At 61.3% G+C, this 13,048-nt stretch carries 12 protein-coding genes and 2 tRNA genes; 5 read left to right on the top strand and 9 right to left on the bottom strand.

Going from position 1 to position 13,048, the window contains the following annotated elements; all coding sequences use genetic code 11:
- Positions 1-73: 73 nt before the first annotated feature.
- The gene (locus XMD517_RS06620; RefSeq protein WP_173487538.1) at positions 74-955 is read right to left on the bottom strand and encodes a LysR family transcriptional regulator; all 882 of its coding nucleotides are present in this window, start codon (positions 953-955) and stop codon (positions 74-76) included.
- 224 nt (positions 956-1,179) lie between these two features.
- Between XMD517_RS06620 and XMD517_RS06615 the strand changes: the two genes are divergently transcribed.
- The gene (locus tag XMD517_RS06615; protein ID WP_173487537.1) at positions 1,180-1,542 is read left to right on the top strand and encodes a helix-turn-helix domain-containing protein; all 363 of its coding nucleotides are present in this window, start codon (positions 1,180-1,182) and stop codon (positions 1,540-1,542) included.
- A 214-nt stretch (positions 1,543-1,756) separates the two neighbouring features.
- Here the strand turns inward: XMD517_RS06615 and XMD517_RS06610 are convergent.
- From XMD517_RS06610 to tldD, 8 genes are all read right to left on the bottom strand, one after another.
- Positions 1,757-1,831: transfer RNA gene (locus XMD517_RS06610), tRNA-Gly, on the bottom strand.
- Positions 1,832-1,907: 76 nt separating this feature from the next.
- Positions 1,908-1,982: transfer RNA gene (locus tag XMD517_RS06605), tRNA-Gly, on the bottom strand.
- A gap of 107 nt (positions 1,983-2,089) precedes the next feature.
- Positions 2,090-2,479 carry an MAPEG family protein gene (locus XMD517_RS06600; RefSeq protein ID WP_173487536.1) on the bottom strand — a complete coding sequence of 130 codons (390 nt, stop codon included), beginning with the start codon at positions 2,477-2,479 and terminating at the stop codon, positions 2,090-2,092.
- A 75-nt stretch (positions 2,480-2,554) separates the two neighbouring features.
- A complete protein-coding gene (locus XMD517_RS06595; RefSeq protein WP_173487535.1) occupies positions 2,555-5,995 on the bottom strand; it encodes a pyruvate carboxylase in 3,441 nt (1,146 codons plus the stop codon).
- 215 nt (positions 5,996-6,210) lie between these two features.
- The gene (gene dprA, locus XMD517_RS06590; protein ID WP_368493380.1) at positions 6,211-7,368 is read right to left on the bottom strand and encodes a DNA-processing protein DprA; all 1,158 of its coding nucleotides are present in this window, start codon (positions 7,366-7,368) and stop codon (positions 6,211-6,213) included.
- A 133-nt stretch (positions 7,369-7,501) separates the two neighbouring features.
- Positions 7,502-7,987, bottom strand: a complete 486-nt coding sequence (locus XMD517_RS06585; protein WP_173487533.1) for a hypothetical protein — start codon at positions 7,985-7,987, stop codon at positions 7,502-7,504.
- 133 nt (positions 7,988-8,120) lie between these two features.
- Positions 8,121-8,609 carry a GNAT family N-acetyltransferase gene (locus tag XMD517_RS15850; RefSeq protein ID WP_173487532.1) on the bottom strand — a complete coding sequence of 163 codons (489 nt, stop codon included), beginning with the start codon at positions 8,607-8,609 and terminating at the stop codon, positions 8,121-8,123.
- Positions 8,606-10,030, bottom strand: a complete 1,425-nt coding sequence (tldD, locus tag XMD517_RS06575; protein WP_173487531.1) for a metalloprotease TldD — start codon at positions 10,028-10,030, stop codon at positions 8,606-8,608. Before tldD ends, XMD517_RS15850 begins: the two co-directional genes overlap by 4 nt.
- A 255-nt stretch (positions 10,031-10,285) precedes the next feature.
- Here tldD and coxB point away from each other — a divergent pair, with 255 nt between their 5' ends.
- The 4 genes from coxB (at position 10,286) to XMD517_RS06555 (ending at position 13,030) form a co-directional block, all read left to right on the top strand.
- Positions 10,286-11,182 carry a cytochrome c oxidase subunit II gene (coxB, locus tag XMD517_RS06570; RefSeq protein ID WP_173487530.1) on the top strand — a complete coding sequence of 299 codons (897 nt, stop codon included), beginning with the start codon at positions 10,286-10,288 and terminating at the stop codon, positions 11,180-11,182.
- A 140-nt stretch (positions 11,183-11,322) separates the two neighbouring features.
- Positions 11,323-12,276 (top strand): heme o synthase, encoded by a 954-nt coding sequence (cyoE, locus tag XMD517_RS06565; protein ID WP_173487529.1) that lies wholly within the window; start codon positions 11,323-11,325, stop codon positions 12,274-12,276.
- Complete coding sequence (locus XMD517_RS06560) at positions 12,276-12,461, top strand: cytochrome C oxidase assembly protein (RefSeq protein WP_173487528.1); 186 nt, start codon at positions 12,276-12,278, stop codon at positions 12,459-12,461. The genes cyoE and XMD517_RS06560 overlap by 1 nt, the downstream gene beginning before the upstream one ends.
- On the top strand, positions 12,458-13,030 hold the full coding sequence (locus XMD517_RS06555; RefSeq protein WP_173487527.1) for a cytochrome c oxidase assembly protein: 573 nt from the start codon (positions 12,458-12,460) through the stop codon (positions 13,028-13,030). The genes XMD517_RS06560 and XMD517_RS06555 overlap by 4 nt, the downstream gene beginning before the upstream one ends.
- Positions 13,031-13,048 lie beyond the last annotated feature (18 nt).

Raw genomic sequence — 13,048 nt, 5'->3', positions numbered from 1 at the left:
TAAGCGGGGTCGGGCGGCGGGAAAAGCGGGCAAATCCAACTTCCCCGCAGTTTGTGTCTTTCCGGTGTGGTGATCAGGGCTGCGGCTGGGGCAGGTTGACCCGCATGACCAGATCCTCCGTCATTTCCTGCCCCATATCCGCAGGAAGGCTGTCGATCTTCACGTCATGGGTGCGACTTTCCAGGCAGGCCAGCGCAAAACTGTCATCCGGGAAACGGCATCCCATCAGAAGCTGATGATAAGACATGGCGGTGGGGGGCGCGCCTGCGCTGCGGCAGATCCGGGTGAAGACGTGATCAAAGCGCAGCCCGTGGGTGTCGCGAATATCGCCATAGGCCTCATCCATCAGGCGCGCCATGGCCTCACCGCCGGGCAATTCGCACAGATCCCGCCCGATGGAGGACCGTTCCCAGGTCCAGCCGAAAAACGTCGCGAAGGAGGATTTGGCGCCGACATCGGTGCAGATCCACCCGTCCTGCGACGGGCGAAAAATGCGCAGATAGGGGCGCAGGGGGGCGAAATGGGGGCATTCCAGCTGCCCCTTCGCCCCGGCCCAGATCCTGACCCCGGACTGGATCAGCGCAGCACCGCTTTTCCAGACCTCTGACATCTGGTGTTGTTGCAACATGAAGGTTTCCGGCCCGCTTTGCAGGGTCATGCGGTAAAGCCCGTCCTGCTCGGAGGTCAGGCTGTTCAGCCAGGCCTCGGTGCGGCTGAGCAGGCGCCTTGCTTCGCCAAGGCTGTTTTTCCCCAGGGGCGTCAGCTGGTATTGCCGCTCGGTCAACTCGAATAACGGCCCACCTTTATACTCTTCCAGCAGGCCAATATGGCGGCGCAGGGTCTGTCGCGTGCAGTTCAGTTCCCGAACAGCCTGCGACAGGTTCAGGGTGCGTGCCAGTGTCACAAATGAGCGCATCATTTCATAAAGCAGGCCGGGTGGGGGATCAGTTTGCATGGATTACTAACCCTAGGGTTGTGTTTGTTGGGGTTTGGAACAACGCAGGTTTGCTAAATCGGCAAAAGGAACACCTTGATTTTTATAGGCAGAATGCTCTTGATGGTCAATAAATCATCCATCACATATCTATCTACTCCACAAGTTTGCCCGTCTCTTTGCAATTGCTTCTGCGGGGATTTCTGCCACTCTCGCTAAGCGGGTAGAAAGAGGAGAGTGAGGCTATGGTGCATCCAGTGGACGCCCATGTTGGACGAAAGGTGCGGGAAATCCGCCTGCTGCGCGGGTTGACCCAGGCCAATGTGGCCGAGCAGCTGGGCCTGTCGTTTCAGCAGTTGCAGAAATATGAAACCGGACATAATCGCGTGTCCGCAAGCCGTATGTATGAAATTGCCAAATTGCTGGGGGTCGAGCCCGCGTATTTCTTCGAGGGGTATGAAGAAAACGCGGCGGTCAAACCCAACCAGCTGGACGAACGCACAGCGCGGGCCGCAAAGGCGCTGTCATCCATCACGGATGACGCGGTGCGCGCACAGATCCAGACCATGATCATGGAACTGGCTGAACGCGAGAAAGAGGGATCCTGAGGCCCTTCCGTCCGGTCCAGACCGTGCGGTGTTATCAGATGCTTGTTGAAGAACGGATGGGGCGACCCGTCCGTTTTTTATTGTCGTGTGAGTGGGGGGCTGTGATTGGTGTCCAGTCCGTGAGCCTGTCATTGAGCCCGCAAGTCGGGGCCTGTGTCGGGAAACATGGCGCGCGCAAACAAAAACGCCCCCGAAAATCGGAGGCGCTTTTGATTGGAGCGGGTGATGAGATTCGAACTCACGACATTTACCTTGGCAAGGTAACGCTCTACCCCTGAGCTACACCCGCATCCTGAACACATCGAATTTCCTGTGGCTGGGTTCGCCCGGAAGGACCCGGGGTGGGGTCCGATGTTATGGCCGATTGGAGCGGGTGATGAGATTCGAACTCACGACATTTACCTTGGCAAGGTAACGCTCTACCCCTGAGCTACACCCGCGTCCTTCGGTGAGGCGTGATGTATGAAATCCCGCCGAAGGCTGCAAGAGGAAAATGCACTTTCCCCGGTCTTTTTTCAAGAAAACTCCGATTGCTGCGAAAATCCCGTCAGATCAGTGCGTGCAGGATATTGGCAAGCGCGGTGATGCCAATCATCGCGAGCGTCAGCACCATGCCGGTCTTGCGCAGCGGGATGATCTGTGGCGTGCGGCCAAAGCCCACCGCGTGCATCACCCGGCCTGCCACCAGCATTCCCCCCAGAAGATGCACAGCCCAGAGCGGCGCCCCCTGCAATTCGCTTGTAAGCAGAAGCAGACCGCCAATCGGCACATATTCCATGCAATTGGCCTGGGTGCGCATCGCCTTGATCATCCGCTTGTTATCCGCATCCCCAACCGAGATACGCTCGCTCTGGCGGGTGCGGATCACACGTGCGCTCAGAAATAGGAACAGAAGGGCCAGCAGGCCCAGATAGATCGGGGTGACGGTGACGCTCATAAGGCTCTCCTGAAAAGAAACGCCCGGCCAGCATGTGGGCTGACCGGGCGTTTGCATAGGGTTACGTTGGGGGAATTACTCCAGTTCCACCAGCAGGTCCTTGGCGTCGATCTGGCCACCGGCGCTGACATGCACCGCTTTGACCGTGGCGTCGCGTTCGGCGTGGATGCCGGTTTCCATCTTCATCGCTTCGATGGTCAGCAGCAGGTCGCCCTCATGCACCTCCTGGCCCGCGGACACGGCCACCGATGCGACCACACCGGGCATCGGCGCGCCCACATGGTTGGCGTTGCCCTCTTCGGCCTTCGGACGGCTGGCGGTGGTGGCCTTGACCAGACGGTTCGGCACGCGAATGACCCGCGGCTGGCCGTTCAGTTCAAAGAACACCTTCACTTCGCCGTTCTCGTCGGTCTCACCAACCGCCTGCAACAGGATTTCCAGCGTCTTGCCCGGATCGATTTCCGCCTCGATCTCCTCGCCCGGTTCCATGCCGTAGAAGAAGGTCTTGGTGGGCAGGGTGCGCACCGGGCCATAGGTGCGGTGACGCCCCATATAGTCCAGGAACACCTTGGGATACATCAGATATCCGTTCAGATCCTCGTCATCGACCTTGAAGCCTTCAAGTTCTTTCGACAGCTCCGCACGGGTTGCTTCCAGATCAATTGGTTCCAGATGCGCGCCGGGGCGCTCAAGGTTCGGCGCTTCGTCTTTCAGCACCTTTTTCACGATCCCATCCGGGAAACCGCCGGGCGGCTGGCCCAGATTACCGCGCATCATGTCAACGACAGAATCCGGGAAGGCCATGTCATGATCCGGGTCTTCGACCTCGGCCCGGCTCAGCCCCTGGCTGACCATCATCAGCGCCATGTCCCCGACCACTTTCGACGAGGGTGTCACCTTCACGATATCGCCAAACATCTGGTTCACATCCGCATAGGACTGCGCCACTTCGGGCCAGCGTTCTTCCAGCCCAAGCGAGCGCGCCTGCGCCTTGAGGTTGGTGAACTGGCCGCCAGGCATCTCATGCAGGTAAACCTCGGAAGCGGGCGAGGCGAGGCCGCTTTCAAACGCCACATATTGCCCGCGCACATGCTCCCAGTAATCATTGATCTCGCGGATCGCTTCGATCGACAAGCCGGTGTCGCGATCCGTGTGGCGCAGAGCTTCGACAATCGAGCCAAGACAAGGCTGAGAGGTGCCGCCCGAGAAGCTGTCCATCGCCGCATCCACCGCATCGACGCCCGCCGCCGAGGCCGCCAGGATGGTGGCCCCCGCAATGCCCGACGTGTCATGGGTGTGGAAATGCACCGGGATCGAAATCTCGTCCTTCAGCGCCTTCACCAGCGCGGTGGCCGAAGCCGGTTTCAACAGGCCCGCCATGTCCTTGAGGCCAAGGATATGCGCGCCCGCCGCTTCCAGCTCTTTCGCCATGCCGACGTAATATTTCAGGTCGTATTTGGCGCGGTCCGGGTTCAGGATGTCGCCGGTATAACAGACGGTGCCTTCGACAATCTTGCCGCTTTCATTCACCGCATCCATCGCGACGCGCATGTTTTCAACCCAGTTGAGGCTGTCGAACACGCGGAACACGTCGACGCCGGTTTCGGCCGCCTGTCGCACAAATTCGCGCACCACATTGTCCGGGTAGTTGGTGTAGCCCACGCCGTTGGAGGCGCGCAGCAGCATCTGGGTCAGCACGTTCGGCATCGCCGCGCGCAGGTCGCGCAGCCGTTGCCACGGGCATTCCTGCAAGAAGCGGTAGGCCACGTCAAAGGTCGCGCCGCCCCAGCATTCGACCGAGAAGAGGTCGGACAGGTTCGATGCATAAGCGGGCGCCGCCTTGATCATGTCGATTGAGCGCATCCGGGTCGCCAGAAGCGACTGGTGCCCGTCGCGCATCGTGGTGTCGGTCAGAAGCAGTTTCTTCTGATCCAGCATCCAGTCGGCAACGGCTTTGGCACCTTTCTCTTCCAGAAGGTTGCGCGTGCCCGCCGGGATCTCGGTGCCATGGGCCGGGGCTTTGGGTGCCTTCAACCCATCCGCCGGGGCCGCGCGGCCTTCGGTTTCCGGGTGTCCGTTCACGGTGATATCCGCGATATAGGTCAGGACCTTGGTGCCGCGGTCACGCCGTTTCTTGAAGTTAAACAGGTCCGGCGTCTCGTCGATGAACTTGGTGGTGTATTCATTCGACAGGAAGGTCGGGTGCTTCAGCAGGTTTTCGACAAAGGCAATGTTGGTCGACACGCCGCGAATACGAAACTCGCGCAGCGCGCGGTCCATCCGCGCAATCGCCGCCTGCGGCGTCTGCGCATGGGCGGTGATTTTCACCAGCAGACTGTCGTAATAGCGCGTGATCACCCCGCCCGCATAGGCGGTGCCACCATCCAGACGAATGCCCATCCCGGTCGCCGAGCGATAGGCGGTGATGCGGCCATAATCCGGGATAAAGTTGTTTTGCGGGTCTTCCGTTGTGATCCGGGTCTGCAGCGCGTGCCCGTTCAGGCGGATCTCATCCTGCGAGGCTTTCCCGGTGGCCTCTGCCAGCGTTTTGCCCTCGGCGATGCGGATCTGCGCCTGCACGATGTCGATGCCGGTCACTTCCTCGGTCACGGTGTGTTCCACCTGAACGCGCGGGTTCACTTCGATGAAGTAGAACTTGCCGCTGTTCATATCCATCAGGAATTCAACGGTGCCAGCGCATTCGTAATTCACATGGGCACAGATCTTGCGGCCCAGCTCGCAAATCTCGTTACGCTGTTCTTCGGTCAAATAGGGGGCAGGGGCGCGTTCGACCACTTTCTGGTTGCGGCGCTGCACCGAACAGTCGCGTTCCCACAGGTGATAGATCTCGCCGTGGCTGTCACCAAGGATCTGCACCTCGACGTGACGCGCGCGGGTGATCATCTTTTCAAGATACCCTTCGCCATTGCCAAAGGCGGCTTCCGCTTCGCGGCGCCCTTCCAGAACCTTTTCTTCCAGCTCATCCGGCCCGTGGATCGGGCGCATGCCACGCCCGCCGCCGCCCCAGGACGCCTTGAGCATCAGCGGATAGCCGATCTCTTCAGCTTCCTTGGCAATCGCCACCATGTCATCGCCCAGAACCTCGGTGGCGGGAATGACCGGAACACCGGCCTCGATCGCCACTTTGCGGGCTGACGCCTTGTCGCCCAAGGCACGCATGGTCGCGGCTTTCGGCCCGATGAAGGTGATGCCGTTGGCTTCGCAGGCATCCACGAAATCCGGGTTTTCCGACAAAAGGCCATAGCCGGGGTGGATCGCATCGGCGCCGCTTTCGCGCGCGACGCGAATGATCTCGTTGATCGAGAGGTAAGCGGCCACAGGCCCCATCCCTTCGCCGATCTTATAGGCTTCATCCGCCTTGAAACGGTGCAGGCCCAGCTTGTCTTCCTCGGCATAGACGGCAACGGTTTTCTTGCCCATCTCGTTGGCAGCCCGCATCACGCGGATCGCAATTTCGCCTCGGTTGGCAATCAGAATTTTTTGAAACTCGCGCATCGGCATCTCTCCCCGGTGTCGATGAGTGGTGTCTGAGGCGCTGCTGGATCCCCCGGGTGACAAAGGGGGGCAGAGCCAAGATATGCGCGGATTGGTAGGGAATGCTGCACTGCAGCGCAACTGTTTTGTTACAATCTGGCAAGATTTTTGCCGAAATTGGTCAATTTTATTTACCAGCGATAGCCCGGAGGTTTCCCCGTGGTGGCCCAGACCGGTCAGCTGCGCGCCAGCAATCCGCCAGCCGCACGGGTGATTCGTCCCTCCACTTCCAGCGTCAGGATCTCCGCTGAAAGCTCTTGCGCCGGATGGCCCAGCTCCCGGATCAGTTGGTCTTCTGCCAGGGGGCACGGGCCCAGACGCGCCAAGATTTGGTCGTGCAGCTTGGTGGTGTCCGCCAGGCTGCGCGCCGGTTTCGGGGCAGGGGGATCCCCCTGCTCGCTGGCTGCATCTTGGCGGGAATCAGGGCGGGGTGGCTGCGCAAATACGCCGCGCAGCGCGTCGAATACGTCATCACTGTGCCGCACCAGAACAGCCCCATCCCGGATCAGCATGTTGCACCCCGCCACGCGCGCATCAAACGGGTGCCCCGGAACGGCCAGAACCTCTCGCCCCTGATCCAGCGCATTGCGTGCGGTGATCAGCGTGCCGGACTTGGCGGCGGCCTCGACCACGATAACGGCCTGGGACAGGCCAGAGATGATCCGGTTGCGCAGCGGAAAATGCCGGGCCTGAGGGCTGCGCCCGATCGGTTGTTCAGAGATCCGCAGGCCGTGGTGGGCAATCCTGTGGGCCAGATCAGTGTTCTCGGACGGGTAGATCAGGTCGACCCCGCCCGGCATCACCGCAATCGTGGCGCCGTGCTCCAACGCGGCCATATGGGCGGCGCTGTCAATGCCCCGGGCCAGTCCCGATACCACAACATACCCCGCTTTGGTCAGGTCTGCGGCCAGTTTGCGTGCCATGCGCAGCCCCAGGGATGAGGCATTGCGCGCGCCCGCCAGCGCCACCATCGGCCGTGACAGGGCCGCGCGGTCGCCCATCGCCCAGAAAAACGGCGGTGCATCGGGGATCTGCGAGAGGGTATCGGGGTAGTCCGCCTGTCCGCGGAAAATAAGCTGTGCCCCCGCCGCGGCACCTTGGCGGATCTCCTCTTCAGCTTTGGCCATCGGGCAGGGGTGATAGGTTTTCACACCGGCGCTGCGCGCGATCTCTGGCAGGGCTTCCAGCGCGTTTTGCGCCGACCCATGCGCGTCGATCAATTTGTAAAAGGTGGAGATGCCTACGCGGTGGGAGCGCAAGAGGCGGAGCCAGGCGAGCTCATCTTCCGCACTGTGGGGTGAGGGGGTGGGGTGGGGGGAAGGGAATAAATCCACGGGCCTCAACCTGTTGTTCCGTCTCTTGCGGGATCAGGATGGCGGGCAAATGGTTAACGCGACCCTAACAGATTGCAGAAAATTTGGGAAAATTGCGAGAAATCGCCTCACGCAGGCGGTTTACTCAGGGGGATCATTCCGGGGGAAGGGCCGATTTCTCGCGCTGGGCTGAAAATACCGCCCAGAAGACCGCCCCGGCCAGCAGGCCCATCCCGGTGAACAGGAACAGGGCGGGCAGCGGGCTCTGCCCCGGTGTGCCCTGAATGTCGGTGACATAAATAAAGAGACCCGCCCCCCAGGCGCTCAGAACTCCAAGGGTGAGGGCAACGGAACGCGGAGCACCGGTGCGGCGTCCGATCCCCCAAAACAGCGCCACCGCCAATACCGTGAGCGGGGCCACATAGATCAGGCCAAAGGTGAAGCTTGCAGCGATGAACAGCAGAAAGGTGAATGGCAGGGCCACCAACTCGTATTCAAGCAGGCTGCCGCCACCAAAGGCGACCATGCCTTCGATCAGGAAAAACGCAGCCCAGCAAGCCACGCCAATGGCAAAGAGCGCGGCGAGCGTCCAGAGGGTGGAGATGAGGTAAATCCGGAAAGCTGTGGGTGTATCGGTCATACTGTCTTTTGATCATCGGGGCGACACAGACGCAAGGGATTGCCGCATGGCCGGGCGTGCGCGGCTTATGTCTGCGCGTTGCGGTTCTACCTACGCGGCGGCTGCAAAATCGGGGCAAAACGGGGGGGTGACCCTAACCCCTAGCGAGGTCTTTGTCAAAATACATCACTTCCAAAGGGAACGGCCCGTCTGATGTGTCCAGCTGGGCAATGGCAACCTCGCGGCGCGCCCAGCCATTGCGTATGTAAAACCGCTGCGCCCTCAGGTTTTCTTTCACACAGGCAAGGCGAGCCCGCCTGTGCCCGGCTGCGGCGATGCGGCGCTCTCCATCTGTCAGGAGCAGATCGGCAAGCCCCGTGCCCTGGGCGGTTTCATCAACATAGATCTGGTCGATCTCCGCGCCCAGGATCGCGCAAAAGCCAAGTGGGGCGCCTATTGGTCCCGCGGTTCTGGCGTTTTGCCCAAATGCCGTCAGTCGGCGTTGAAAATCCTCGTCCGTGCGCAGAAGCGTCAGCGCCTTCGGGACGTAATGGCTGTGCGCTCTGATCCATTGTGCGCGCCAGAGATGGGCAAGCGGGAGGATATCCTCCGGCAGAACATGTCGGATCAGAGCCTTTGTCACGCGGCAGCGCCCCCCACCGTCAGCCCGCCGATCAGCAGGGTGGGCTGGCCCACGCCCACGGGCACGGACTGGCCGGCCTTGCCGCAGGTGCCGACGCCGGGATCAAGCGACATGTCATTGCCGATGGCCCGGATCTGCTTCATCGCCTGCGGTCCGTCACCGATCAGCGTCGCACCTTTCACCGGGGCCACGCGTTTGCCGTCTTTCACCAGATAGGCCTCGGTGCAGGAGAAGACGAATTTGCCATTGGTGATGTCCACCTGACCGCCGCCGAACCCAACCGCATGGATGCCGTCTTTCAGTTCGCTCAGCACCTCGTCCGGGGTGGCGTTGCCGCCTTCCATGATCGTGTTGGTCATGCGTGGCATGGGCGCATGGGCATAGCTTTCACGCCGCCCGTTGCCGGTGGGGGCCACCCCCATCAGCCGCGCGTTCTGGCGGTCCTGCATATAGCCCAGCAAGATCCCGTCTTCGATCAGCACCGCGCGGCCCGTCGGGGTGCCCTCGTCATCCACCGACAGCGATCCGCGCCGGTCGGGCAGGGTGCCGTCATCGACCACCGTCACGCCTTTTGCGGCGACCTGCTGACCCACGAGGCCGGAAAACGCAGAGGTGCCCTTGCGGTTGAAATCCCCTTCAAGCCCATGGCCCACCGCCTCGTGCAGCAGGATACCGGGCCAGCCATTGCCCAGCACCACATCCATCATCCCGGCGGGGGCAGGGATCGCGTCGAGGTTGACCAGCGCGATGCGCAGCGCCTCGCGGGCGTGGGCCTGCCAGCTGGCAGGCTCCAACAGGCCGGACAGGCCAATCCGCCCGCCGCCGCCGGAACTCCCACTTTCGCGCCGCCCGTCCTGTTCCACGATCACCGAGACATTCAGCCGGGTCATCGGGCGCGTGTCGGTCACAAGCTGCCCGTCCGGGCGCAGGATCTGCACCTCCTGCAATGAGGCCCCCATCGAGGCAGAGACCTGCACCACGCGGGCGTCCAGATCGCGGGTGAAAGCATCGATTTCGCGCAGTGTGTCCACTTTCACTGCAAATTCCGCATCTTCCATCGGGTTTGCATCGGTATAAAGCCTGCGGTTGGTGGGGGTTGGGGCGTCAGCCCAGTGGCCGCCCCCGTCGCCCACCGCCAGCCGTGCGGTACGCGCGGCGCGGGCAATGGCGGCCTCTGACAGCTCGGTCGAATGGGCATATCCGGTGGTTTCACCCTTCACGGCGCGCAGCCCGAACCCTTCCGAGGCATCATAGCTGGCGTTCTTCAGGCGCCCGTCATCGAAGATCAGGGATTCGGAGCGGCGGCGCTCGAAAAACAATTCGCCATCATCGGCCCCATCGGTGGCCGCGGCCAGCTGGGATGTGGCGCGGGATCGGTCGATATGGGTGTCGAAAGGGCGAAAATCGGTGGCTTTGGTCATCGGGTCCTCAAAAAACGGCGATTTGACATGGATCAATGCTTAACCTGCGAAGGTTTTCCTTGTCCCATCCGTTGTAATATGGTTTCAAACCAAAGAGAAACAATGGAATCCCGCGAAATTCCTCTGCTTGTCATTTTCGCCTGTGAACGGGCGACCTGTCAGCGAGAGCACCGAGGGAGAGCCATTGTCCAGAAAACGATCCGGGTGGGGCCGAGGTGACGTGCGGCAAACCCCCGAACAGGGATGAAAAGACATATGAAGCGTTTCAGCAGCATGAAGGCCACTGCAACTGCCGTTCTGGCCGCCACCTTGACCGCAACCGGGGCATCGGCCCAGGACGTTCTGCCGGACAATCTGGAAGTGATCGGCAAGCCGGTGGATGGCGCCACGGGGTTCCAGCCCGCCGCCACCAATATCGCTCAGGCCACTCAGGGTCTGGACGCGATGCTGCTTTACATCATTGTTGCCATTGCCCTTTTCGTCACGGCCCTGCTGATCTGGTGCATCCTGCGCTTCAACCGCCGCGCCAACCCGGAGCCCGCAACCTTTACCCATAACACCCCGATCGAAATCGCCTGGACCATCATTCCGGTGATCATCCTGGTCTTCATCGGGGCCTTTTCGCTGCCGGTGCTGTTCAAGCAGCAGGTGATTCCCGAAGGTGACGTGGTGATCAAGGTGACCGGGTATCAGTGGTATTGGGGGTATGAATATCCCGAGCATGAGTTTGGCTTTGACAGCTTCCTGCTCGATAAATCCGCGCTTGAGGAACATGGCTACAAGCAAAGCGATTACCTGCTGGCCACCGACACCGCCGTCGTGGTGCCGACCGGCAAGAAGGTTGTGATGCAGGTGACCGGGGCTGATGTGATCCACAGCTGGACCATCCCCGCCTTTGGCGTGAAACAGGATGCGGTTCCGGGCCGTCTGGCTGAACTGTGGTTCGAAGTGGAACCGGGCAATGAAGGCATCTATTTCGGCCAGTGTTCGGAACTTTGCGGCAAGGATCACGCCTATATGCCGATCACCGTGAAAGCCGTCACCGCCGAGGAATATGACGCCTGGCTGAAAGGCGCCGTGGCGGAATATGCGGGCAATCCCGACAGCCTGCCCGCCGCCCAATCCGGTGTGCAGGTGGCGTCAGCCGAGTAAGACATTGCGCGGGCGGGCGGCAATGGATGCCGCTTGCCCCCTTTTACCCGATCCGCCCGCCGCCCCGCCCGCCTGACCCTCCGGGACCACCCGTGACCAAAGGCAAGCGCAGAGGGACGGCCCGCCAAGAGTGAGGACAGATGAGCGACGCAAGTATCAACAGCAACCTTCAGGCCCCTTCCCAGATCGGTGATGCGGGGTTCGGCGACTATTTTGCGCTTTTGAAGCCGCGGGTCATGTCGCTGGTGGTGTTCACCGCCTTCGTAGGTCTTGTGGTGGCCCCGAACGGGGTGCATCCGCTGATTGCCTTTGCCTCGATCCTGTTCATTGCCGTCGGCGGCGGCGCGTCGGGTGCGCTGAACATGTGGTGGGATGCCGATATCGACCGCAAAATGCGCCGGACCCAGTCGCGCCCGATCCCTGCAGGGCGTGTGAGCGAAGGCGAGGCTTTTGCGCTGGGCATGACGCTGTCGGTCTTTGCCTGCGTCTTTCTGGCGCTCACGGCCAATTTCATGGCCGGGTTCCTGCTGGCCTTCACGATCTTTTTCTACGTGGCGATCTATACGATGTGGCTCAAGCGCTGGACGCCGCAGAACATCGTGATCGGCGGCGCGGCGGGTGCCTTCCCTCCGATGATCGGCTGGGCAGTGGCCACCGGGGGCGTGTCGGTTGAAAGCGTGCTGATGTTTGCCCTGACCTTTGCCTGGACCCCGCCGCATTTCTGGGCGCTGGCGCTGTTTACCAAAGGTGATTACGCCAATGCGGGCGTGCCGATGCTGACCGTGACCCACGGGCGCAAGACCACCCGCGCCCATATCCTTGGCTACACGCTGGTGCTGGCGATCGTCGCCATCGCGCTGGGCCTGACCTCAATCGGCGGGCCGGTTTACATGGCGGTGGCCGTGGTGCTGAACGCCATGTTCATCAAGGGCGCCTGGGAGGTGTTCCGCCGCGACGACACCGCATCGGATGCGGATAAACACAAAGCCGAGCGTGGCCTGTTCAAACTGTCGCTGCTTTACCTTTTTGCCCATTACGGCGCCCTTCTGATCGAAGCTGGGCTGAAACCTTACGGATTGGGAGGCTGGGGCTGATGACGTTCAAACCTGACCACGATCTGCACAAACGCCGCTTTGGCCGCAATATGGGGCTGGGCGCCGTGCTGATCGGTTTTGTCGTGCTGGTCTATGGGATCACCGTGGTGAAAACCTCGGAGCTTTACAAACCTGCGCCCGCAAACGCTGCCGCAAAATCTTCCACCGCGGAGGCATCTGAATGAGCCTGACCGCGCCCCAGAAAACAGCAGCCAAGATGGTCGGTGTGGTGATCGTGATGGGATCACTCGCCTGGGCATCGGTGCCGTTTTACGACTGGTTCTGCCGGGTCACGGGGTTTGGCGGCGCCACCAGCGTGGCAGAACAGGGATCGGACGTGGTGCTGGATCAGGAGATCCTGGTGCGCTTTGATGCCTCTCTGGAACGCGGGATGCCGTGGGAATTCAAGCCGGTCCAGCATGACATGCGGATCAGGATCGGCGAGACGGGACTGGCCTTTTACGAGGCCTATAACCCGACCGACCGCCCCATCGCCGGCACCGCCAGCTATAATGTCGCGCCATATGCGGCCGGGGGCTTTTTCACCAAGATCGACTGTTTCTGCTTTGAGCAGCAGGTGCTGCAACCGGGCGAACGCGTGACCATGCCGGTCACCTTCTATGTCGACCCCGAACTCACCAAGGACCGCGAGGGCAAGTTCGTCAAGGCGATCACGCTTTCCTACACCTTTCACGAAACCGACCTGCCGGAAGAGGTTGCGAGACTGGCAACCGACGCGGGCGCAGGCAATTAGGGTCTGGACAACAGACCG

Origin of the sequence: Aliiroseovarius sp. xm-d-517, assembly GCF_013283135.1 — a bacterium.
Lineage (GTDB): Bacteria > Pseudomonadota > Alphaproteobacteria > Rhodobacterales > Rhodobacteraceae > Aliiroseovarius > Aliiroseovarius crassostreae.
This window is presented reverse-complemented; position numbering and strand designations above follow the sequence as displayed.

Excerpts from the sequence above, each read along its gene's own strand:
- XMD517_RS06600 (WP_173487536.1), bottom strand. The coding sequence starts at position 2,479 with ATGAGCGTCACCGTCACCCCGATCTATCTGGGCCTGCTGGCCCTTCTG.
- XMD517_RS06585 (WP_173487533.1), bottom strand. The coding sequence starts at position 7,987 with ATGACCGATACACCCACAGCTTTCCGGATTTACCTCATCTCCACCCTC.
- XMD517_RS06555 (WP_173487527.1), top strand. The coding sequence starts at position 12,458 with ATGAGCCTGACCGCGCCCCAGAAAACAGCAGCCAAGATGGTCGGTGTG.
- tldD (WP_173487531.1), bottom strand. The coding sequence starts at position 10,030 with ATGACCAAAGCCACCGATTTTCGCCCTTTCGACACCCATATCGACCGA.
- cyoE (WP_173487529.1), top strand. The coding sequence starts at position 11,323 with ATGAGCGACGCAAGTATCAACAGCAACCTTCAGGCCCCTTCCCAGATC.
- XMD517_RS06620 (WP_173487538.1), bottom strand. The coding sequence starts at position 955 with ATGCAAACTGATCCCCCACCCGGCCTGCTTTATGAAATGATGCGCTCA.
- XMD517_RS06595 (WP_173487535.1), bottom strand. The coding sequence starts at position 5,995 with ATGCGCGAGTTTCAAAAAATTCTGATTGCCAACCGAGGCGAAATTGCG.
- coxB (WP_173487530.1), top strand. The coding sequence starts at position 10,286 with ATGAAGCGTTTCAGCAGCATGAAGGCCACTGCAACTGCCGTTCTGGCC.
- XMD517_RS06560 (WP_173487528.1), top strand. The coding sequence starts at position 12,276 with ATGACGTTCAAACCTGACCACGATCTGCACAAACGCCGCTTTGGCCGC.
- XMD517_RS06615 (WP_173487537.1), top strand. The coding sequence starts at position 1,180 with ATGGTGCATCCAGTGGACGCCCATGTTGGACGAAAGGTGCGGGAAATC.